21 protein-coding genes and 3 pseudogenes are annotated in these 19,898 nt (G+C 69.5%); 4 read left to right on the top strand and 20 right to left on the bottom strand.

What is annotated here, in order from left to right; translation table 11 throughout:
- Window positions 1-38: 38 nt before the first annotated feature.
- Complete coding sequence (locus FBY22_RS45090) at window positions 39-173, top strand: hypothetical protein (RefSeq protein ID WP_260844922.1); 135 nt, start codon at window positions 39-41, stop codon at window positions 171-173.
- A 432-nt stretch (window positions 174-605) separates the two neighbouring features.
- Here the strand turns inward: FBY22_RS45090 and FBY22_RS18460 are convergent, their stop codons facing one another.
- The 9 genes and pseudogenes from FBY22_RS18460 to FBY22_RS18425 all read right to left on the bottom strand — a co-directional run bounded on the left by FBY22_RS18460 (window position 606) and on the right by FBY22_RS18425 (window position 8,464).
- Window positions 606-959: a hypothetical protein gene (locus FBY22_RS18460; RefSeq protein WP_399211345.1), complete on the bottom strand. Its 354-nt coding sequence runs from the start codon at window positions 957-959 to the stop codon at window positions 606-608.
- A gap of 69 nt (window positions 960-1,028) precedes the next feature.
- Window positions 1,029-1,873: pseudogene (locus FBY22_RS18455) on the bottom strand (IS5 family transposase).
- A gap of 40 nt (window positions 1,874-1,913) precedes the next feature.
- Window positions 1,914-2,374 (bottom strand): annotated as a pseudogene (locus FBY22_RS18450) (ABC transporter permease); the annotation flags it as partial.
- A 28-nt stretch (window positions 2,375-2,402) separates the two neighbouring features.
- A pseudogene (locus tag FBY22_RS18445) lies at window positions 2,403-2,979 on the bottom strand (ATP-binding cassette domain-containing protein); the annotation flags it as partial.
- A gap of 1,224 nt (window positions 2,980-4,203) precedes the next feature.
- The gene (locus FBY22_RS45085) at window positions 4,204-4,326 is read right to left on the bottom strand and encodes a hypothetical protein (protein WP_260844921.1); all 123 of its coding nucleotides are present in this window, start codon (window positions 4,324-4,326) and stop codon (window positions 4,204-4,206) included.
- A 559-nt stretch (window positions 4,327-4,885) separates the two neighbouring features.
- Window positions 4,886-5,659: an HD domain-containing protein gene (locus FBY22_RS18440; RefSeq protein WP_142146868.1), complete on the bottom strand. Its 774-nt coding sequence runs from the start codon at window positions 5,657-5,659 to the stop codon at window positions 4,886-4,888.
- Window positions 5,656-5,937 (bottom strand): nuclear transport factor 2 family protein, encoded by a 282-nt coding sequence (locus FBY22_RS44200; protein WP_174267172.1) that lies wholly within the window; start codon window positions 5,935-5,937, stop codon window positions 5,656-5,658. Before FBY22_RS44200 ends, FBY22_RS18440 begins: the two co-directional genes overlap by 4 nt.
- Window positions 5,938-6,071: 134 nt before the next feature.
- Window positions 6,072-6,707 (bottom strand): hypothetical protein, encoded by a 636-nt coding sequence (locus tag FBY22_RS18430; protein ID WP_313905422.1) that lies wholly within the window; start codon window positions 6,705-6,707, stop codon window positions 6,072-6,074.
- A gap of 452 nt (window positions 6,708-7,159) precedes the next feature.
- Window positions 7,160-8,464 carry an SUKH-4 family immunity protein gene (locus tag FBY22_RS18425; protein ID WP_142146866.1) on the bottom strand — a complete coding sequence of 435 codons (1,305 nt, stop codon included), beginning with the start codon at window positions 8,462-8,464 and terminating at the stop codon, window positions 7,160-7,162.
- A gap of 792 nt (window positions 8,465-9,256) precedes the next feature.
- Between FBY22_RS18425 and FBY22_RS18420 the strand changes: the two genes are divergently transcribed.
- Window positions 9,257-9,559: a hypothetical protein gene (locus FBY22_RS18420; protein ID WP_142146864.1), complete on the top strand. Its 303-nt coding sequence runs from the start codon at window positions 9,257-9,259 to the stop codon at window positions 9,557-9,559.
- Window positions 9,560-9,729: 170 nt separating this feature from the next.
- On the opposite strand, the gene FBY22_RS18415 is transcribed toward FBY22_RS18420, so the two are convergent.
- Window positions 9,730-9,945 carry an integrase core domain-containing protein gene (locus FBY22_RS18415; protein WP_142146862.1) on the bottom strand — a complete coding sequence of 72 codons (216 nt, stop codon included), beginning with the start codon at window positions 9,943-9,945 and terminating at the stop codon, window positions 9,730-9,732.
- 73 nt (window positions 9,946-10,018) lie between these two features.
- On the opposite strand from FBY22_RS18415, the gene FBY22_RS18410 reads away from it, so the two are divergent.
- Entirely contained in the window at window positions 10,019-10,288 is a 270-nt protein-coding gene (locus tag FBY22_RS18410; RefSeq protein WP_174267055.1) for a hypothetical protein, read from the top strand.
- Here the strand turns inward: FBY22_RS18410 and FBY22_RS18405 are convergent.
- Window positions 10,229-10,675, bottom strand: a complete 447-nt coding sequence (locus FBY22_RS18405) for a MarR family winged helix-turn-helix transcriptional regulator (protein WP_142146858.1) — start codon at window positions 10,673-10,675, stop codon at window positions 10,229-10,231. The two genes, FBY22_RS18410 and FBY22_RS18405, sit on opposite strands and share 60 nt — an antisense overlap.
- A gap of 107 nt (window positions 10,676-10,782) precedes the next feature.
- Here FBY22_RS18405 and FBY22_RS18400 point away from each other — a divergent pair, with 107 nt between their 5' ends.
- Window positions 10,783-11,712: an alpha/beta hydrolase gene (locus tag FBY22_RS18400; protein ID WP_142146856.1), complete on the top strand. Its 930-nt coding sequence runs from the start codon at window positions 10,783-10,785 to the stop codon at window positions 11,710-11,712.
- A 215-nt stretch (window positions 11,713-11,927) separates the two neighbouring features.
- Here FBY22_RS18400 and FBY22_RS18395 read toward each other — a convergent pair whose 3' ends face one another.
- Genes FBY22_RS18395 through FBY22_RS18355 form a run of 9 tightly spaced genes read right to left on the bottom strand, consistent with a single transcriptional unit; the run spans window position 11,928 to window position 19,806 of the window.
- Window positions 11,928-12,650, bottom strand: a complete 723-nt coding sequence (locus FBY22_RS18395) for a FadR/GntR family transcriptional regulator (RefSeq protein WP_142146854.1) — start codon at window positions 12,648-12,650, stop codon at window positions 11,928-11,930.
- A complete protein-coding gene (locus FBY22_RS18390; protein ID WP_142147785.1) occupies window positions 12,641-13,654 on the bottom strand; it encodes an aldo/keto reductase in 1,014 nt (337 codons plus the stop codon). Before FBY22_RS18390 ends, FBY22_RS18395 begins: the two co-directional genes overlap by 10 nt.
- A 45-nt stretch (window positions 13,655-13,699) precedes the next feature.
- A complete protein-coding gene (locus FBY22_RS18385) occupies window positions 13,700-14,737 on the bottom strand; it encodes a sugar kinase (RefSeq protein WP_142146852.1) in 1,038 nt (345 codons plus the stop codon).
- The gene (locus FBY22_RS18380; RefSeq protein ID WP_142146850.1) at window positions 14,734-15,363 is read right to left on the bottom strand and encodes a bifunctional 4-hydroxy-2-oxoglutarate aldolase/2-dehydro-3-deoxy-phosphogluconate aldolase; all 630 of its coding nucleotides are present in this window, start codon (window positions 15,361-15,363) and stop codon (window positions 14,734-14,736) included. The genes FBY22_RS18385 and FBY22_RS18380 overlap by 4 nt, the downstream gene beginning before the upstream one ends.
- Window positions 15,360-16,121 carry an SDR family oxidoreductase gene (locus FBY22_RS18375; protein WP_142146849.1) on the bottom strand — a complete coding sequence of 254 codons (762 nt, stop codon included), beginning with the start codon at window positions 16,119-16,121 and terminating at the stop codon, window positions 15,360-15,362. The genes FBY22_RS18380 and FBY22_RS18375 overlap by 4 nt, the downstream gene beginning before the upstream one ends.
- The gene (locus tag FBY22_RS18370) at window positions 16,118-17,161 is read right to left on the bottom strand and encodes a zinc-binding dehydrogenase (RefSeq protein WP_142146848.1); all 1,044 of its coding nucleotides are present in this window, start codon (window positions 17,159-17,161) and stop codon (window positions 16,118-16,120) included. The genes FBY22_RS18375 and FBY22_RS18370 overlap by 4 nt, the downstream gene beginning before the upstream one ends.
- Window positions 17,158-17,595, bottom strand: a complete 438-nt coding sequence (locus tag FBY22_RS18365) for an RbsD/FucU family protein (protein WP_142146846.1) — start codon at window positions 17,593-17,595, stop codon at window positions 17,158-17,160. Before FBY22_RS18365 ends, FBY22_RS18370 begins: the two co-directional genes overlap by 4 nt.
- Window positions 17,586-18,488, bottom strand: a complete 903-nt coding sequence (locus FBY22_RS18360) for an amidohydrolase (RefSeq protein WP_142146845.1) — start codon at window positions 18,486-18,488, stop codon at window positions 17,586-17,588. Before FBY22_RS18360 ends, FBY22_RS18365 begins: the two co-directional genes overlap by 10 nt.
- The gene (locus FBY22_RS18355) at window positions 18,481-19,806 is read right to left on the bottom strand and encodes an L-fuconate dehydratase (protein WP_142146843.1); all 1,326 of its coding nucleotides are present in this window, start codon (window positions 19,804-19,806) and stop codon (window positions 18,481-18,483) included. The genes FBY22_RS18360 and FBY22_RS18355 overlap by 8 nt, the downstream gene beginning before the upstream one ends.
- Window positions 19,807-19,898 lie beyond the last annotated feature (92 nt).

Genomic DNA, 19,898 nt, shown 5'->3' with positions numbered 1-19,898 from the left:
CGACCTCCTGCCAGCACGCGACTCCTTCGAGTTCGTGGGTGAGCGTGGACAGAGGCACGATCTCCGCCCGGCCGGCTGCCGTGTACGAGGCCATCGTGGGTGCGGGCGCCGTCGGGCTGCCGTACGCGGGGGGTGCAGCAGGGAGGCTGCGGGATCGCCGACTCGACCACTGATCATCCGACGCCGAAGGACGAGTCCCGATGACCAGCTACCAGCTCCGCGGCACACCACCACCGGCCAGGTCCTCACACGCGACCCGGCCGACCACGCCGCGGCCGAGACCGCCATGGATCGCCTCGACGAGCTGGAACATGCCGTTGCCGCCAACGACCGAAGGCGCCGACCGCATCCGGCTGCGTCTGGACGTCGAGCGGGTCACCGATGGCCTCACCGAGGCTGTCGGCCATCAGGTCCTGCTCCTCGCCTGGACGATGTGTCCGACCTGCTGCCCGCCGGGTGATCGCCGTGCGAGACGGAATCACCACCTCGCGCGGCCGCGAGACGTCAGGCTGCGGCCCTCGGTAGACCGGGGGCCTCAGCTATGAGCAGGGTTGTAGTCGCGTACGAGTTGCTACGGCCTGACGTCCATGTCGAGAGCCGGGACCTCAGTGTGCTTCCGTGTCGGACGCCGCGGGCGATGGCGTGGCGGTTTGGCGCGGTGTGGGAAGGCCAGCCTTGCTCCTTCCGGGTCCGGCCAGCAGACCCAGGGCTGTCGATGGCAGGCAATTGCGCGTGCTGCGGTGGAAACCCCGCAGGGAGAGAAGGGCGGCGCCTGCGAACCAGGTGAGCTGGAGGGCCAAATGCCCGGGGACCGGGCTGGTGGAGAAGCCCGCCGCCGTGCTGGCCTGCATGGCCCCGTAAGAGGGCAGGTAGCGCACGACCGCGTTGTCGGCCCCGCAACTCATGATGGGGTTCTGCAGGGCCAGGTCGATGATGCTGGTCATCACGATGACGAACATCCCCTCGACCTCCCGGCGCAGCAGGGAGCCGAAGCCGACACCGAGCGCGCCTAGGGACTTTCGTTTGGATCACCTAGCGGACCACAGAAAGATGCCTGCGACGTGGAGTCCGGCCAGGTAGATCGTGGCTGTCTTCTCGTAGCGGGTGGCGATGCCGCGCCACTGCTTGAGGCGGTTGATGCACCGTTCCACGGTGTTGCGGTGCTTGTAGGTCTCGCGGTCGAAGGCGGGCGGCCTGCCGCCCCGGCTGCCGCGTCGAAGGCGGTGTGTCTGCTGATCGGCCGGGACGGGGATGACCGCACGGATCCCGCGCTTGCGCAGGTGTTTGCGGATGGCACGCGAGGAGTACGCCTTGTCGGCCAGGACGACGTCCGGGGTGGTGCGAGGCCGACCACGCTGCCTGGGCACTCGCAGGCGAGCCATGACCTGCTCGAAGGCAGGCGCGTCACCGGCTTGTCCTGCAGTCAGGACGAACGCCAGTGGACGACAGCGGCCGTCGGCCACCAGGTGGATCTTCGTGGTCAGTCCGCCACGGGACCGGCCGATGGCGTGATCGTCCGGTTCGCCGGCAGGGGCCCCTTTTTGCGGGCCCCTGCCGCGTGCTGGTGAGCGCGCACAATGGTGGAGTCCACCGAGACAGCCCAGTTGAGGTCTTCGTCGGCGTCGGCCTGGGCCATCAGCGCCGTGACCACCCGCTCCCAGGTGCCGTCGACTGCCCACATTCGCAGCCGGTTGTAGACGCCTCGCTAGTTGCCGTACTTCTCCGGCAGGTGGGCCCACTGGGTTCCGCTCTGGAACTTGAAGGCGATGGCGTCGATCACCTCACGGTGGTCACGCCACCGACCACCCCGCCTCGGCGTTCGGTCCGGGAGTAACGGCTCAATCCGCGCCCACTGCGCGTCAGTCAATGGCACACCCGGATCAACGATCAGATGATCCGAACGAAACGGCCTAGGTCAGTCCGGCGCAGAACAGGGAGGCGGCGAGTAAGAGGGGCTGGCCGGGGGGGCATGCCAGGCAGGTGATAGCGGTGGCGTAGGCGGCCACCGCTGCCGAGACCAGAGCCAGGGCGGTGACCTTGGCCAAGACCAGATGGGCGCGCGGGTAGCCGGCCATGGCCAGCCGGCGGTCGAAGCCGCTACCGGAGAAGGTGGCGGCGAACATCATGAAACCGGTGATCAGGGTGACGGCGTTGAGCGCGCAGCTGATCGCGGTCAGCTCGTTGCCGTGCGGGGTCAGCGCCTCCCCGGTGGCGCGAAGCCGCATCCGGGCCGGGGTCTCGGGCATCGCCAGGTACGCCAGGGTCGTCCACACCGGCACGAACAGGATCACCAAGACCATGGCGAAGCGATTGCGGCGTGCTCCAGGAGGGTGAACCGGGTGGCGACAGCGAAGCGGGTCAGGTGAAACCTCACGCGGCGGTCCCCGCCTGTCCGCGCGCGGCATTCCGCTGTCCAAGCGCCACAGCTCGTCCAGGCGCTCGGTGTCGTACGCCAGGTGAGAGACGACCAGGCCCGAGCGTCCCGCATCCCGCAGCCGCGCGGCCAGATCCCAGAACCGCTGGTAGGTGTCCCAGTCGAAGCCCTGATACGGCTCGTCCAGCAGCAAGACCTGCGGATCGTGCATGAGCGCCAGCGTCACATTCAGCTTCTGCCGCGTGCCGCCGCTGAGTACCCCGGCCCGCTCGTCGGCGTATGCCGGTGAAGCCCAGCACGTCCATGATCCCTTCGGCGTAGCGCACATCGGTGGGCCGGTAGGCCCTCTGGAAGAAGGTCAGGTGCTGCCGGACGGTCAGCGCATCATTGAGGACAACGTGCTGTGGGCAGTAGCCGAACCGGTCGCTGTGACGGACCGATCCATGCGTGGGTCGCAGTTCGCCGGACAGAATCTTCAGCAGCGTGGACTTGCCAGAGCCGTTCTCCCCGACGATCCCGCACAGAGTTCCGGCCCGAAGCCGCAGTTCAACGCCGCGTAAGCCCACATGCCGACGGTAGGCGTGATAGACACCTTCGACCTCCACGCCCGCCTGCTCCTGCCGGATTGACCGTGCCCGAACGGCCTAACGACTAAAAGTTGGAAAGGACACGAGCCTCACGTTCGGCTCCGACGTCGTGATCACACCAGCCACACCAAGATCATCTCAACGTGACCAGCGGTTACGGGACAAGTCTTAACCTGCGTGGCGCTTGCCAACTACAAGGGCTCACAACTCGCTGACCTTGACACCGCCGTCGACGCCACTGCTCCGGGGCCGTTGAGCAACCCGGACGGGTTTTCCACAGGCCCAGACGCGACCGTCCATTCCTTGGCGTCGGTGCCGGGGGATCTGCTGGCGTGAGGTAGGCGGGCTTGGCGTGTGGCGTGGTGTCGGTCGGATAAGCGGAGTGATCGGGGGTACAACGGCTGCAGGCTCATGCGGTTGCAGGGCCGCAAAAATCAACGCTCCAGTGCCGCGCGCCTCGGTGGGTTATGGTCGGATCCATCACGCCCCTTCGCCGCAGGCCGAGACGATCCACGACGGGCTCCCCAGCGGTGTGAGGTCCGAGGACACAGGGCTGGCGCACTATGGTCCCGGGCCCGCCGCTTCGGGGGAATGCAGCAGGCCAGGAGTCCCTCAACAGTGCCACAGCCGGACACCTGCCGCGGACCGTGCCACCGAAAGAGCCGCCGCTCACCACGGCGGACGAGGATAAGACAGCACGTGCCCCCCAGGCGCCGCACTTCTGTCCCCTGCCCGCACCTCCTGGTGCCGCCACCGCCAGGGCTTACACCCGCTCTCATCCGGTGGAACCGCGCGATCCTCCTGCGGTCAGCTAGGGCCGGCAGGCCTCCGGCATCTCAGAGCAGCGCGCGGCTACCGCGCATCACCGCGCTCAGGTCCCAACCACCGCTTCCTGACGACGGCTGCCAGGCCGTCGTGGAGCTCGGTCGGGATCGACTGCCCCGTTGTACTGGCCGTGATGGCCTCGGCGACCCTACCCAGCTCCACGCCGGCGTGCTCAGAGACCTCCGCCAGGAGCTCCCTTCGCGTCCTGCATCTGGCAGCCGAACCGCACCATCGGCACGCCGCACGCCGCGTCGATGCCCGGATGGTCCCCTGCCTCGTGTGCGAGTCACTCACCCTCCTGATCCGGCTGCACGCCACTGCCGTCCAGACCACTGCCCGCGTCCGCAGAGGGCAGAGGACCGCTCTCGCGCGCCGGTTCGTCGCGCGCAAGTGGATCGTGCGGCTGGGAGGACCCCATCACACGTAGCCGGTCAGCCCCCACCGCAGACTGTTGATGTTGGCCCGCACCAGGCCGGGCGGGATGCCGCGGGCGAGCAAGGCGGCGTCGACGGCCTGGACGTAGGGCCAGTGCACGGGCATCCACGTCTGCAGAACCGGAACACATTCGCCCGGTCGCGCTGGCGTCGTGTCCGAGGGCGCCGGTCGGGCCAAGTGAAAGGGTTTGTCGGGCTTGTGGTGAACGGCCAAGGCCGGAGGTCAGGCGTGGGGCGATGTTCTGTTCGTCGGTGTGCCGCTCCAGGCAGTGGCGGAAGGAACGGCGGCTGCGCAAGCGCCTGGCGGCGGTCGGTCGGACGCCCGGTACTGCTCCCGGCGGTGGTGGTGAGGGCTTGGCCGCGTCGGAAGGAAGCGTTCGTGGACTGGTCACAGTGACTGCTGAGCGAACGCATTGTGAGTGCAACTTCATTTTCCAATCGGCCATTTGTGGTCGTTCGTTGTGATCTTAGGATCATCGGTCTGACTCTCGGTTGTGGACGCGGGCCTTGTCCCGTCACGGCGAAGTGCCGTGCCTGGACCCGCACTGGGGTGGTGAGAGCCATGTCCGAGGAGATCGAGAAGGTCGGTTCCGTCAGTCAGTCCCACTATGACGAGATCGTGGCCGAGTTCCGGCCGTGGTGACAGGGCTCCGACCAGCCCGCAGTCAGCCACGGAACGGCGCGAGCCGAATCGTGATGTCGCTGAAAGCGAAGCGGTGGAGGTACCACGCCCGGCCGTGCGGAACCTGCTTCGCCTCCTCGCGCCACGCCCGGGCGAACTCCCGCTTGAACCCCGTCCGTGGGAAGTCCGAGACGACCTGCTTGCGGGTTGCGTCGGGAACGCGGTCGCTGCGCAGGCCGAACACGTCCACAGCTGCGCCGGCCGACAGCAGGAACGCCTCGGCTCCGGAGTCGATCCCGACGCCGGGGGTGTGGGGCAGGGCGATCGCGTTCGCGACGGTCTCGCGCTCCGGGGCCGCGAGACCGTGGTCGTCAGTGAACGTGCGGGCGAGGGCGGCGCGTCTAATGGTGAAGTCGACCTCGGGTACGTGGGTCGCGAGCCCGGTGTCATGAAACATCGCGGCGACGTAGAGGAGCTCACGGTCGAACTCGATGCCGTCCAGCGCAGCGATAGCCGAACCCCAGGCGTAGGTCCGCCGGGAATGGTTAAGCAAGGCAGGGCTCAAGAGGTCGCGCGCGGCGGTCTCTGCGTCTTTGGCCATCGCCGAGTCCGGCGGAAGGAGCCGCACCGGGTCGATGGCTTGCCGACCACCTGAGTGCAGCCGGAGCGCCATGGCGATCCGACCGGTCACGATGGCGAGTTCTCCTCGGACCAGAGGCCGTGCGAGGGCGCGCTGCTCGCGACGGGTCAGGACGCCGCAGGTGCGCTCGGTCCATGTGATCGAGCCGATCGCGTCTGCGGTCTGCGCCAGGCTCATGATGCCGCCTCTCCAGTCACGACGCTGCTCAGCATCTCGGTGTCACCGGTGTGCTCGACGACCACGATGAGCCCGTCCTGAAGGGTGAATCGGTCCACTTCGTTCGCCCGCTGGCCGGCCAACTCGACGGCGACCACGGCAACGACGCGGTCGCCCCGACCGAAGAGCTCGATTGGCCGGACGGACAAGCCGTACCGCGCGATGCCGACGAAGAACTCCGCGACTGCATCCCGGCCGCGGTGGACTCCACTGAGCCTCGTCGTCCCGGTTGCGTCCATCCAGCGTCCAGGGCCAGATCGACGTCCGCGGCGGAGGAGCAGGCGACCTCGCAGAAGACCTTTCCGTTCACCGGCGACAGGTTCTCGAAGTAGCGACCCTCCACGGGGCCACCCAGTCGCCACCGATAAAGTTGTCATATGGCGGGGCGAAGTTGACGATGCTGCCGTCCGTTCCCGGCTGCGCGTACACCATGGCGGCGCTCCTCGGTGAGCGATGGTGAATGCTGCGGTACGACGGCCCTCGCCGTCGCGGTGTGCACCACTGTGGGCTTGCGAGGTTGGTGCAAGGTTGGACGTCCTCGGAGGAGCAGCGAGCACGCGTGCCCAGTCGCCCTCCTCGAAGGAGCGGTACACCCCAGGTGCAGGTCGACCTCCCAGCCCTCGGCGGCGATGACGTGCTCCGTCTTCATGACCGAGCCGTCGTCCTTCATCTCCACGAGCGGGATGTGGTGCAGGAAGTTGCCGTCGGTGTACTTGTTGCACAGCTCGGCGTACGCCACATTGTCCAGGATGATTGTGTGCACGCCGATGTCGACGATCGACGACGGGGCGAGGCCGAGCCGCTGGCCGCGCTTGGCCATCGCCGTCAGCAGGTAGGCGTAGCCCTGCCCCGTGACGCGGGCCGCCATGACCGAGTCGTACGGATAGTCCCGCCTGAGCAGCCCGACCTGCTTGTCCCACAGGTGTTCGGACACGACGTCACGCACGGAACGGAACGGGCCGGTCAGGGTGCCGGCGGGCGAAGGAAGGACGGCGGTGCTGGATGCCATGGTGTGCCTCCGGTGGTCGACCGCCCCGCAGGTCCGGGGCGCATGACACCAGGACATCGCGCCGCCGGCCGCCGTCCCGCCGCTTCGACCCTCCAGGCGATGTACACCTCGCCGGCCGGATCAGGTCCGCCCTCCTCTCGTGGCACCGGGTTGCCTACTGCGCCCATCGCTGCCACAGGTCCTGCGCGCCGATGTCCTCAGGCGAGTAGTCGCCGCTCATCTCGGCGCCCCACGGCATCCAGCGCAGGGCCAGAGCGACGGCCCTGCACCGAGGCTCATCCGCACCGTAGGGGGTCCCGGCATAACCCTTCGGCCGGTGTCGTTCCCACAGCGCTGCCGAACGGGCCGAACGCGTAGAGCGTGAGGTGCACCTCTGGGGCAGCCACCCGGCTTCCAGTCCTACACCCGCGCCCAAGGCGTTCCCGAGTTCCTCCACCGCGCGGACGACCGGCTCAGTAGCCGTCCACCCCCAGTTCTGTGATGCCGGCATACAGCCAGCTCCACACGGTGCCCGTCGGGGTGTCCTGGTCGGGCAGGTCCGGCGCCAGCTCCGCCAGTTCCGCCAGGAACAGTTGACTGACGTCCTCCTGGCCGCCCTCTGCCGGGTACGGGTGCCAGCAGGCGTTGCGGTAGCGGTCGATGGCCTCCAGGACGCGGGTGAAGACGTCGAGGTCCGGTGCGAGCGGCACCAGCGTGTCGTGCGGACCGGTCAGGCGGCTTCGGATGTGCACCGTGCCGTCGTGTCGGTGGAGGTACAGCTCGCCGTACTCGGTGTCACCGAAGGCGATCAGGTCCTCCGTGGCCATCCCGTCGGGCAGGCCCGTGCCGGCCAGGTCTTCGGGAACCGGGGGACGCATGGCGTCGACCGGGCGGGTCTCGTACTGGGCACTGTGGCAGGCCCACCAGGAGGGCAGGCCGACGTCCCGTAGAAACCGTCTGACGCCCTCGTGGGCGAGGCCCTCGGGCAGCTCGCCCTCGGGGATGCGCACCACGTGCTGCTTACCGAAGGCGTCGTCGATCCGTGCCGCGGTCAGCGGGCCCGTCGACCGCCGCACGGCGGGGGCCGGTCCCGGCGGCGGTTCCTCCGCCGACGTGGAATCGAGGCCCGCGTCGCGTGGCCAGTCCCGCAGCGTGTCGCGATCCGTTTCGACGACCGCTATGCCGTGCACGCTCTCGATGAGGTGACGGGTCCGTCCGCCGTCGGTGGCGAAGGCCTCCGCACCCCCCCACTCCTCCGGCAGAGACAGATCGAGGTCGCACAACGCGTCTGCCGTGCCGGGCCCGGCGGCGGCAGGCACGCCGGTCAGCGCCATCTCGTCCATGACCGTCACACGGCGGCCGGTTGCGGCCTCGAGCCAGATCGGGCCGCGCTGGTCGGTGACCTCGATGAGCTCGCGTTGCCCGTCCAGGCACCGGCGCACCTGGAAGTAGTCGCCGTTCAGGCTCGGGTGGGCCGGGAACCAGTTCGCCGGCCGCCACCACGCCCACGTCGTCCGCCACGGCATGCCGGGAGCGGCCGCCGCGACGCGGTCGGCGTAGTTGTGCTGACCGGTCGCCTTCGCCGCGAAGTGCAGCCAGGAGGCGAACTCGTCGGATGTCACCTCCCCACCCCCGAAGATCGCCTCGGCCTGCAGGAAGACCTCGCCACCGACGCTACGCGCCCGGTCACTGCCGTCGAGGTGAGCGCGCACCACCGCACGGTCAACGCTCAACAGCCGTGCGGGATCGGCCAGAACTCCGTCAAGATCATTGCTCATGAGGTCATGCTGCCAGCCCCCGCCGACAATCGGCGCGGAGCCTGAGTCCTCGAAGCCCGGGCGACACCCATCCTCAGACTCTGGTCAGCCGCAGCAGCCTCGCCATCACTTGGCAAACCATCGGCCGCACGCCTACCCCAGTGCGCGCCCGGCCCGGCGACAATCAATTGACCGCTCAGTCCGCAAGCACCGTGACGATGCGCTGATTGCGTGCCCCGCAGCGACCACGTCCTCCGGAGTCCTTCACAGCTTCTTGCTATGGCCTGGTTCGTTCACGGCGCCGACGGCCGTGAACGGCACGGCGTCATTCGGCCTCTTCAACAAACCAGGTCGTTGAGAGCCAGGTCGATCCACACGACAGCCGGGGTCGGACTCGATGTCCGCCTGAAGTGAGGAGTCCGCCATCGCCCTGGTCACAAAGCGGGACCCGGCGAATGGGTCACACGACACGTCAGCGAGTCGGAACAGTGTCTTCAGCCTGCTCACCGGGCAGCCTCGCGCTATGCCTTCTCTGATACTCGCCCAAGGCCAGGGATCCTCCGGCTTCGACTACGTCCAGACTGCGGCCATCATCTTCACTGCCGCCGGCGTGATCGTCGCGATGATCCAGATCAGAAGAGACACGCAATCCTCGCGACAGGCTCGCCAGGCCGATCTGTCGTGGTCAATGTATTTGGCGTACGTCGACCCGGCGATCCGCAGGACCCGTGGCACGGCCGAGACACTGGCTCACTCACCGCAGTGTCCACGGGACGCACAGGAGTACCACGAGACAGTGGCGGACGGCTCACCATGGACAAACATCATCGACAACAGCCAGGACGCAGACCTGCGACGACTCCTGCGGTTCACAACCAGTTGTCGATCCTGCTCTCCAAGGACCTGATCGATGAGGACTTCGTCTTCGGCCTCATCGGCGCTGGTCTGATCAGCGTATGGCCAGTGCTGAGCCCTGCGGTCAGCTATTACGAGCACTACTTCCCACGCTCGACGCAGCCAGAGTGGCATGAGGAGCCTCGATTGATCTACCACGAGGTCGCGGACCTGCATGGCCGCTGCGTCACATGGAATGAGAAACGACGAGCACGGTTATAGCCGGCTTCACAGAAAACATCTCACGAGTTGATCCGCCATAGCGGGCGAGGTCTCGTGCCTGACTGATGACGATCATGGTCAATCGGACGATGCTGGTGCATCGGCTTTCAAGGGTGCATCTCGGCGTCATCTGCCGGTCACAGTGAACCGCTCCGGGATCGGTGGAGGCTCTATGCGTTGACTCCAGCCGCCGGTTGGGGGTGGTGTTGAGCGTAGTAGTTGGTCTCGTGTTCGTGGGGCGGGACGTCTCCGATTGCGGATTGGAGGCGCTGGTTGTTGAACCAGTCCACCCATTCCGCGGTGGCGAGTTCGACGTCGGCAAGGCCGTGCCAGGGCTTGCGCGGCTTGATCAACTCCGTTTTGCAGAGGCCGATCTGGGACTCCATGAGGGCGTTGTCCAGGCGTCGCCGACGGTGCCGATACCAGAACGAGAAGCCGGTCCTGAACGGAGGCGTTCAGGTGACCGGCTGGACACAGCACAGCGGGAACTTCTGGAAGGCGCCGCTGAACCGCGACAACAAGCTCCGCGCGCTTTACGTCAACGACAGGCGCGCTCAGATGGCATCGAAGACGATCAGCACATGCGATGTGCTGCGGGTGTCGGTGGCGGCGGCCGCGGTTTTCCAGCAGGCAGCCGCTGCTTTCTCGAAGCGGGTGGGCACTGCCCCCTCAGCCCGGCTGGCCATCGGCGCCCGCTTCGAGGGTTGCGCGAAGGGCGGCCAGGGTTGAGGCGATGCGGGCCAGGTCGTCAGCGGGAATCGCCGCGGTCAGCGAGAGGAGTTCCCTTTCGACGATGGGGCGGGAAGCGGCCAACTGCTTCTCGCCCTCGGGTGTGAGGCGGAGGACGGACGAGCGGCGGTCCTGAGGATGTGCGACCCGCAGGCACCAGCCCGTGGCCGCCAGCCGGTCGACCGCCTTGCTGACCGCTCCCACGGTGATCGCCAATTCGTTGACGATGTCGAGCACGCGGCACCCCGGCACACGGTCGATGATTTCCAGCATCTCGAACTGGCCCAGCCCCAGACCTTGTTCGGCACGCAGCCGGCTGCTGACCGCGTTGTAGAGACGGGTCTCGACGCGGACGAGGTCGAAGAAGACCGGGGTGACGTGGCTCACAGAAACCTCCATTGGATTCCCAGGAATCATCTTCCATGGAATCCGGTTGGGCTCAGGCAGATGGATTCCTAGGAATCCATCCTCGCATCCGACCCATGGAGACCCGTATGTCCCGACAGCAGCGCGACGCCCTGGACGCCATGCTCCGTTCCGCCCCTCGCAGCGAGACGCCGCCCACGCCCGAGGAGCAGCGCACCGGTTTCGCCACAGCCATCACCCGCCCCGCGCCGGAGGGCGTCGCCACGCGCAAGACCGTCCTGGGCGGGCGGCCTGCCCTCGAGCTGGAGCCGGCCCAAGCCTCCGGCCAGGGCCGGCTGCTCTACCTCCATGGTGGCGGCTACGTCATCGGCTCACCGGACACCCATGCAGGCCTGGTCGGTGAACTGGCCCGCCGCGCCGGGCTGCGAACAGTGTCGGTGGATTACCGGCTGGCTCCCGAGCACCCTTTCCCGGCGGCCGTCGACGATGGGCTCGCGGCGTACCGCGAGCTGCTGGCGACCGGCACCGACCCACGAGACCTCGTCGTGGCCGGTGACTCCGCCGGGGGCGGCTTGAGCATCGCCACGCTCCTCGCGGCTCGGGAGGCCGGGCTGCCCCAACCAGCCGCCGTGGCCGTCTTCTCCCCCTGGGTCGACCTCACCCTCGCCGGAGAAAGCATCCGTTCCAAGGAGGGCGCCGACCCCATCTTCATAGAAGCCGACCTGCGCGCCTACGCCGATCTCTACGTCGGCGCAGGCGACCGGGCGCACCCCCTGGCCAGCCCGGTGTTCGCCGACCTCACCGGACTACCCCCGCTACTCGTGCAGGTCGGGGCGAACGAGGTACTGCTCGACGACGCCGTCCGACTGGCCGGTCGCGCGGGCGCCGACGACGTCGAGGTCACACTCGAAATCGGGCCCGGACTCCCCCACGTCTTCCAGCACCACTACGGCCGCCTCGACGAGGCAGACTCCGCACTCGAGCGCGCCGCCCGCTTCCTTACCGCCCATCTGAGCGCGGAGCGCCCGGACACCGACCGCATCGAACCGGCCCACTGACGGCGACCGGCAGCTTCCACGTAAGGTCGCGACGCTCGCACCAGCACCGTCACCGCCTTCACGAGCTCACCGTTGACCAACCAGAACCCGCTCCAGCAGTGGGACTGCAACGGCGGCGCCAACCAGAAGTGGACCACTCTCGCCGCCGGATGCCCCCGATCCCGAGACCTCAGTCCTCCGAGCTCCGGGCCCGGAAGAACATCGGCACCCGCCCGTCACTTTCCCGCGGCCGTCCCGAAGGGCAGCGGTTCACCCGAGCGCAGATGCTCCCTCAGCCACTGCTCGGTGTTGCTCACGTGCAGCAGTGCCGCAGCCTGGCTGAGAGTGGCGTCACGGGTGGACAGGGCGTTGAAGATGGCCTCGTGCTCGGCGAGGGTGCGGCCCGCGGCCTTGTCGTCGACCAGACCGCGCCAGATACGGGCGCGCAGGGTGCGGCCGGAGATCCCTTCCAGGAGGGTGAGGAGGGTCTCGTTGCCCGTGGCGGAGACGACGGCGCGGTGGAAGGCGGCGTCGTGGGCGTTGAGCCGTTCGACGTTGTCGCGGGCCTCGCGCATGGCGTCCAGGTGCTGCTTCACCTCGGCCAGTTGCTCATCGGAGATCCGGGTGGCGGCAAGGGCCGTGGCCATGGGTTCGAGGAGCCGGCGTACCTCCATGAGGTCCTGCAAGGCGACCGAGTCGCCCTGCAGGAGTTCCACCGCACCGCCGAGCCCCTCCAGGAGCAGGCTCGGCTGGAGGCTGGTCACATACGTGCCGTCCCCCCGGCGGACCTCCAGGACCCGCGCGACGGCCAGTGCCTTGACCGCCTCGCGGGCGAGGTTACGGGACAGGCCCAGCTGCGCGGCCAGGTCCGGCTCCGGTGGGAGCTTCGAGCCCGGAGGAAGGGCACCCGTACGGATCAGCTCACGGATCTGCTCGATGGCCTTGTCCGTCAGAGACACCGCACATCCCTCCCTCCACCGTGCCCCGCGAGCACGTCCGACCGGATCAGCCCCTGCGCGCGCAGATCGTCCCAGAGGCCGTCCGGGACGTGCTGATCATGGAGTTCCACGTTTCGTCCGACCTGTTGCGCAGTCCGCATGCCGAGGGTGACGTTGATGATACTGGGATGGGTGTACGGGAAGGCGATCGCGGCGGCGGGCAGGCTGGTCCCGTGCGCCGCGCAGACCTCGGCGATGGCCTGGGCGCGTCGCACCAGGTCGGTCGGGGCGTCCTGGTAGTCGTACTTCATGCCCTCTGCGGGCCGGTCGCGGGAGAGTAGGCCGGAGTTGAAGACGCCGACCGCGACGACGCTCTTGCCGAGGTCACGGGCGGCGGGCAGGACGTCGTCAAGGGCGGACTGGTCGAGGAGTGTGTAGCGCCCGGCGAGCATCACCACGTCGGCGGCGGTCTCGCGCAGGAAGCGGGCGAGCATGGCGGACTGGTTCATGCCGGCGCCGATCGCCCCGATCACGCCCTGGTCGCGCAGTTCGGCCAGGGCGGGCATGGCCTCGTCGGCGGCCTGTTGCCAGTGGTCGTCGGGGTCGTGGAGATAGACGATGTCGAGGCGGTCCAGGCCGGTGCGCTGCAGCGTGTCCTCGAGGGAGCGCAGCACGCCGTCGCGGCTGAAGTCCCACTGCCGGCGCAGGTCGTCCCGTACGACGAACCCCTCGGTGTCGACGCCGCGTGGCTCCTCGTTGGGCACCAGCAGCCGTCCCGCCTTCGAGGAGATGACGTACTCGGCACGCGGGCGGTCCCTCCGGGCGGCGCCCAGACGGCGCTCGGAGAGACCGAGGCCGTAGTGCGGTGCGGTGTCGAAGTAACGGATGCCGGCGTCCCAGGCCGCGTCGATCGCGGCGGTCGACTCGTCGACCGAGGTGACGCGGTAGAGGTTGCCGATCACTGAGGCCCCGAAGCCGAGCGCAGTGAGTGCGACGGACGTGTTCGGGATCTTCCGCTGGTGCAGCTGGTGCAAGTCGTGCTCCTGGGATACGGGCGTCGCCGGCGTCGGTCAGCGTCTGACGTGGGCCGACCCGCCGGTGATGAGTGCTTCGACCTCGGCGAGCGAGGCCATGGAGACGTCTCCGGGCGTCGTCATGGCGAGCGCGCCGTGGGCGGTGCCGTAGGCCAGGGCGCGCTCCAGGCCGGCGTCGTCCAGCAGTCCGTGAATCAGGCCGGCGGCGAAGGCGTCGCCGGAGCCGATCCGGTCCAGGACCTGCAGGCCGGGCATTCGGGGGCCGGTGATGAAGCCGGTTTCGGCGGACCAGGCGGCCGAGGACCAGTCGTTGACGCCGGCCGACGGTACGCCGCGCAGCGTCGTCGCCAGTACTTTCGCATCGGGCAGCAGGACGGCCAACTCGGCGAGGGCATCGGCTACTTCGCCGTCCCTGATGCGCGTCTGTCCCGGGTAGGTCCCGGCCAGGCCCAGAGCGCCCACGATGACGTCGGCGTGCCGGGCGAGGCGCAGGTCGACCTCGCGGGCCCGCTCCGGCCCGCCGCGGCCGGCCCAGAGGCTGGTGCGGTAGTTGGGGTCGTAGGAGACAGTGACGCCGTGGCGGCGCGCGGCCGCCATCGCCTCGTCGGCGACGTCGACCGTGGTGTCGGACAGACCCGCGAAGATGCCGCCGGTGTGGAACCAGCGCACGCCGGCCGAGAACACCGCGTCCCAGTCCACGTCACCCTTGCGCAACTGCGAGACGGCGGTGTGGGCGCGGTCGCTGACACCCAGCGCGCCGCGGATGCCGTAGCCGCGTTCGACGAAGTTGAGACCGTTGCGGGCGATGCGGCCGATCCCGTCGTCCGGTGTCCAGCGGATCAGCGAGGTGTCGACGCCGCCCTGGAGGATCAGGTCCTCCACGAGTCGGCCCACCGCGTTGTCGGCGAGAGCGGTCACGACGGCCGTCCGCCACCCGAAGCAGCGCCGCAGCCCGCGGACCACGTTGTACTCGCCGCCGCCCTCCCACACCTGGAACGTGCGGGCGGTGCGGATCCGTCCCTCGCCCGGGTCGAAGCGCAGCATCACCTCGCCGAGGGCCACCACGTCGATCACGTCGTGCTCCTGTCCACGGCGTCGGCCGTCAGTCGGCGGATCTCCGGATAGTCCCCCCGCTCCAGATGGGCAGCGGTGGCCATCCAGCTGCCGCCCACCGCGAGGACCGCCCGATCGGCCAGGTAGGCGGGCAGACGGGAGGCGTCGATCCCGCCGGTGGGCACGAAGCGCACTCCCGGGAACGGCGCTGCGAGCGCGCGGAGCGCACGCGAGCCGCCGAGCGGCTCGGCGGGGAAGAGCTTGACGGTGTCGAAGCCCGCTTTGAGGGCCCGCATCAGCTCGGTGGCGGTGGCGATACCGGGCACCACGGGCACGCCCAGCTCCCGGCACTTGGCGATGACTTCCTCGTCGTAGCCCGGAGAAACGACGAAGCGGGCTCCGGCCGCCACCGCTCGTTCCGCCTGCTCGGGCGTGAGGACCGTGCCCGCACCGACAGTCAGGCCGCCGTGGGCCGCCATCGTTTTGAGCACCCGCTCGGCGTCCGGGGTGCGGAAGGTGACCTCGGCGCACCGGGCGCCACCCGCCGCGAGCGCGTCGGCCAGTGGGCCGGCGGTCGCGGTGGACGGCACGGTCAGGACCGGCAGGAGTCGGGCTCCGGCCAGGACGGTGGTCAGGTCGGTGGTCATCGGCCGAGCCATCCACCGTCGACGGGCAGCACGGTGCCGTGAATGTAGGCGGCTGCATCGGAGGCCAGGAATACCGTGGCGCCGGCCAGGTCGTCCGCGTTGCCCCAGCGGCCGGCCGGGATGCGGTCCAGGATCGCCTTGCTGCGGGCCGGGTCGTCCTGCAAGGCCTGGGTGTTGTCGGTGGCGATGTAGCCGGGCGCGAGCGCGTTGACGTTCACGCCATGCGGCGCCCACTCGTTGGCCAGGGCCTTGGTGAGACCGGCGATGCCGTGCTTGGCGGCCGTGTAGCCCGGGACCGTGATGCCGCCCTGGAAGCTCAGCAGGGAGGCCGTGAAGATGACCTTCCCCCGCCCTCGTGCCACCATCGACGCGCCGACCGCCCGGGTGAGCGCGAACTGCGCAGTCAGGTTGACCTGCAGCACCAATTCCCAGTCGGCATCGGTGTGTTCGGCGGCCGGAGCGCGGCGGATCGTGCCCGCGTTGTTGACCAGGATGTCCACCGGACGCTCGCGACCGGCCAGGTCCGCGCCCAGCGCCCGAACGGCTTCCGGGTCGGCGAAGTCGGCGCGGATCGCTTCGAAGCTGCGGCCCGCGGCGGTGACGTCCTTCTCCACTGCGCTGCCGGACTCCTCCAGGTGGGCGCTGACGCCGATGACGTCCGCGCCGGCCCCGGCGAGCGCGCGGGCCATGGCCCGGCCGATACCGCGCCGGGCTCCGGTGACGACAGCGAGCCTGCCGGTGAGGTCGAAGGCGGTCATGCGTCGGCTCCCTGGGCGTCGTCGGTGCAGTCCACGAGGATCTTCATCACGTCACCGCCGGCCTCCAGCGCCTCGAACGCGGCCGGTGCCTGCGTGAGCGGCACGACCTTGCTGATCAGCCGCTCGGCCGGGATGGTGCCGTCGGCCACCAGGGTCACCGCCTTCTCGAAGTCGGAGCGGTCGTACAACCGGGCTCCGACGAGGGTGAGTTCACGCCAGAAGAAGCGGTGCAGGTTGACCTCGCGGGGCCGGGGGTGGATCGCGACCAGACAAAGACGCCCGCGCACGCCGAGCACCTCAACCGCGGTGTCCACCCCGCCTTGCGCGCCGGAGACCTCGAAGGCGACGTCCGCACCGGCCTCGCCGGTCCACTGGCGGACCAGCTCGGGCAGATCGTCGGCGCCAGGGTCCCAGGTGGCCAGCCCCAACTCCTCCGCCAAACGCCGCCGGTGAGGGCTGAGTTCGATCACCCGGACGTCGGCGCCGGCTGCCCGGGCGACCAGCGCGATGAGGATTCCCACGGGGCCGCCGCCGACCACGACAGTCTTCTCGCCGTCGCGGACCTGCGCCCGGCCGACGTCGTGCACCGCGACCGCGGTGGGCTCCACGAGGGCTGCCCGGTCGAGCGGGAGGGAGTCGGGCAGCCGTACGAGAGTGGAGGCGGGCACGGTCCAGCGCTGCTGCATCGCGCCCGGGGAGTCGATCCCGATGAAGTCGAGGTGCTGGCAGATGTGTTGATGCCCGGCGAGGCAGGCCGGGCAGCTGTCGTCCCAGCGCAGCGGCATCACCGTGACCGCGTCACCGGGTGCCCAGCCCTCCACGCCGGCACCCACCCGCACGATTCGGCCGGACATCTCGTGCCCGAGGACAGCGGGCACGGCGACCCGGGCGTCCATGTCGCCGTGGAAGATGTGCAGGTCAGTGCCGCAAATACCGACGTAGGCAGGGGCGATCTCCATCTCGCCGGGGCCGGGGGACGGGCTTTCGGCGGGCGCCGTGTCCAGGGCGCGGGCGGACAGGTAGCGGACTGCGAGTGTCATCGTGTTCTCAGGGTCCCTTCAGCGCGGACGCCGATGGTGAGCAGCAGGTTGGCGTAGGTGCGGGTGTCGGCGGTGACGATCGCCAGCGCCAGGTCGGGTGCGCGGGCGGCGTCGTAGAACTCGAAGCGGCCCAGCGTCTCGACGGGGACGGGCGCCAGCATCGCGCGGTACTCGGCGATGGCCGGCGGCTCCGGCTCCCCCTCGCGCGGCACCATCACGTGCGCCGACTCGACGGGCAGGGCCCGCAGCAGGACGTCGAGCACGGTGGTGACATCCAGCAGACCCGGTGCCAGGTTGAGGTGGACGGTCTTGGCGCGCGGGCCGGTTGCCGTACTCGCCGGGTAGTGGCCGTCGGCGAGCAGGACCCGCGCTCCATGCCCGGCGCCCGCCAGGGCTTGGAGGATGCCCGGGTGCAGCAGTTCGGTCAGCAGCACGGAGCGCTCTCCTTCCTTCGAGCGGACTCGAGGCGGTAGAACGTGGTGGCGGTACCGGCCAGGATCGCCTCGGTCTCGGCGGCGGAGCAGCCGGCCAGGAGTTTCTCGACGGTGGCGGCCCAGCGGTTCCAGCCGCCGGCGAGGACGCAGACCGGCCAGTCCGAGCCGAACATCAACCGGTCGGGGCCGAAGGCCGCCAGCAGCACCTCCCACACCGGCCGGATGTCGTCGATCGTCCACTGCTCGTGGTCGGCCTCTGTGACCAGGCCCGACACCTTGCACCGCACCTGGGAATGCGCGGCCAGCTGCCGCACGCCCCGCTCCCAGTCGTCCAGGTCCTGCCGGGCGATGGGTGGTTTTCCGGCATGGTCGAGGACCAGGGACAGGTCGGGAAGGCGTTCGGCCAAGCCGATGGCCTGGGGGAACTGGTGGCTGCGGATGAGCAGGTCGTACCCGAGGCCCCGTTCGCCGACCGCCCGCAGTCCGCGCTCCACCGAGGGCTGTTGCAGCCAGGCGGCATCGGCCTCCCCCTGGACGAGGTGGCGTATGGCCCGCAGGTGGCCACCGCCGGGTCCGGCACGCAGCTCGTCGAGTACGTCGCCGATCGCCGGGGACGTGAGATCCACCCAGCCGACGACCGCGCCGATGAGCGGGTCGCTGCCGGCGAGGGCGAGGAACTCGCGCGTCTCGTCGGCCGACGCCACGCACTGGACGAGCACCGCGCACTCCAGCCGCCGACCGGCCACGGTCGCGGTCGCGGCCGTGCGCAGGTCGTCGGTGTCGAAGGTACGGCGGACCGGCTCGTGTCCGGGCTCGTCGAGCCAGGACTGCGGCCTGATGTTCAGGTCCCACACGTGGTGATGGGCGTCGACGAGGATCGGGGCGTCAGGCACGGGCTGTCCAGACGGGGCCGTCCGGGTAGGCGTACTCCTTGAGCGAGTCCGGCAGCATCTGTGCGCTCAGTCCGGGCAGGGTGGGGGCGAGGTAGTGGCCGTCGGTGATGCGGACGGGGTCGACGAAGTGCTCGTGCAGGTGGTCGACGTACTCGATGACGCGGTCCTCAGTGGTGCCCGAGACGGCGACGTAGTCGAACATGGACAGGTGCTGGACCATCTCGCACAGGCCGACTCCGCCGGCGTGCGGGCAGACCGGGACGCCGAACTTGGCGGCGAGCAGCAGGATGGCGATGTTCTCGTTGACGCCACCGACGCGGGCGGAGTCGATCTGCACGATGTCGACGGCGCCCGCCTGGAGGAGCTGCTTGAAGACGACCCGGTTGGCGATGTGCTCGCCGGTGGCCACCTTGATGGGGTGGACGGCCCGGCGGACGGCGGCGTGGCCGAGGATGTCGTCGGGAGAGGTGGGCTCCTCGATCCAGTACGGGTCGTAGGGGGCCAGGGCACGCATCCAGTCGATGGCGGGCTGGATGTCCCATCGCTGGTTGGCGTCGACGGCGATGCGGATGTCCGGGCCGACGGTCTCACGGGCCACGCGCAGGCGCCGGATGTCGTCCTGGAGGTCGGCGCCGACCTTCAGCTTGATCTGCGTGAAGCCGTCCGCGACGGCCTCTCGGGCGAGGCGGGCCAGCTTCTCGTCGGAGTAGCCCAGCCAGCCCGGGGTGGTGGTGTAGGCGGGGTAGCCCCCCTCCAGCAGCCGGGCGATGCGCTCCTCGCGGCCCGGCTCGGCGCGGTGCAGGATCTCCAGCGCCTCCCCGGGGGTGAGGGCGTCGGACAGCCAGCGGAAGTCGACCTGCGCGACCAGCTCCTGCGACGACATCTCGCCGAGGAAGCGCCACACGGGCTTGCCGGCGCGCTTGGCGGCCAGGTCCCAGGCGGCGTTGACGACGGCTCCGGTCGCCATGTGGATGGCGCCCTTCTCGGGTCCCAGCCAGCGCAGTTGGGGGTCGTGGACGAGGGAGCGGGAGAAGGCGCCGAGGTCGGAGCAGACCTGTTCCACCGACAGGCCGACCACGTGCGGGGCGAGGGTGGCGATGGCGGCGGCCTGGGCGTCGTTGCCCCGTCCGGTGGTGAAGGCCAGGGCGTGGCCCTCCAGTTGGTCGCCCGCATCGGTGCGCAGGACCACGTAGGCGGCCGAGTAGTCGGGCTCGGGGTTCATGGCGTCCGAGCCGTCGAGGTGTTCGGAGGTCGGGAACCGCACGTCCAGGACGTCCAGGGCGATGATGCGGGCGGATGCGGGCACGGGGTCGGACATGGCGGCAACTCCTGTGAGGAGCAAGGAGGGGGATGGGTTCCCCTCTTTGCGGCGAGACGTGAACGCGGCGGAGGTCGGGCGGCCGGCGGGCC

Origin of the sequence: Streptomyces sp. SLBN-31 (genome assembly GCF_006715395.1) — a bacterium.
Lineage (GTDB): Bacteria > Actinomycetota > Actinomycetes > Streptomycetales > Streptomycetaceae > Streptomyces.
The sequence above is the reverse complement of the archived record's forward strand: the minus strand, read 5'-3'. Positions and strand labels throughout refer to the sequence as shown.

What these genes read in the sequence shown, in the direction of transcription:
- FBY22_RS45085 (WP_260844921.1), bottom strand. Translation starts at nt 4,326, where the DNA reads ATGCCCGTGCACTGGCCCTACGTCCAGGCCGTCGACGCCGCCTTGCTC.
- FBY22_RS18425 (WP_142146866.1), bottom strand. Translation starts at nt 8,464, where the DNA reads ATGAGCAATGATCTTGACGGAGTTCTGGCCGATCCCGCACGGCTGTTG.
- FBY22_RS18370 (WP_142146848.1), bottom strand. Translation starts at nt 17,161, where the DNA reads ATGACACTCGCAGTCCGCTACCTGTCCGCCCGCGCCCTGGACACGGCG.
- FBY22_RS18460 (WP_399211345.1), bottom strand. Translation starts at nt 959, where the DNA reads ATGTTCGTCATCGTGATGACCAGCATCATCGACCTGGCCCTGCAGAAC.
- FBY22_RS18430 (WP_313905422.1), bottom strand. Translation starts at nt 6,707, where the DNA reads ATGGCATCCAGCACCGCCGTCCTTCCTTCGCCCGCCGGCACCCTGACC.
- FBY22_RS18355 (WP_142146843.1), bottom strand. Translation starts at nt 19,806, where the DNA reads ATGTCCGACCCCGTGCCCGCATCCGCCCGCATCATCGCCCTGGACGTC.
- FBY22_RS18415 (WP_142146862.1), bottom strand. Translation starts at nt 9,945, where the DNA reads ATGGAGTCCCAGATCGGCCTCTGCAAAACGGAGTTGATCAAGCCGCGC.
- FBY22_RS18400 (WP_142146856.1), top strand. Translation starts at nt 10,783, where the DNA reads ATGTCCCGACAGCAGCGCGACGCCCTGGACGCCATGCTCCGTTCCGCC.
- FBY22_RS18420 (WP_142146864.1), top strand. Translation starts at nt 9,257, where the DNA reads ATGGACAAACATCATCGACAACAGCCAGGACGCAGACCTGCGACGACT.
- FBY22_RS18380 (WP_142146850.1), bottom strand. Translation starts at nt 15,363, where the DNA reads ATGACCACCGACCTGACCACCGTCCTGGCCGGAGCCCGACTCCTGCCG.
- FBY22_RS44200 (WP_174267172.1), bottom strand. Translation starts at nt 5,937, where the DNA reads ATGGACGCAACCGGGACGACGAGGCTCAGTGGAGTCCACCGCGGCCGG.
- FBY22_RS18375 (WP_142146849.1), bottom strand. Translation starts at nt 16,121, where the DNA reads ATGACCGCCTTCGACCTCACCGGCAGGCTCGCTGTCGTCACCGGAGCC.
- FBY22_RS18440 (WP_142146868.1), bottom strand. Translation starts at nt 5,659, where the DNA reads ATGAGCCTGGCGCAGACCGCAGACGCGATCGGCTCGATCACATGGACC.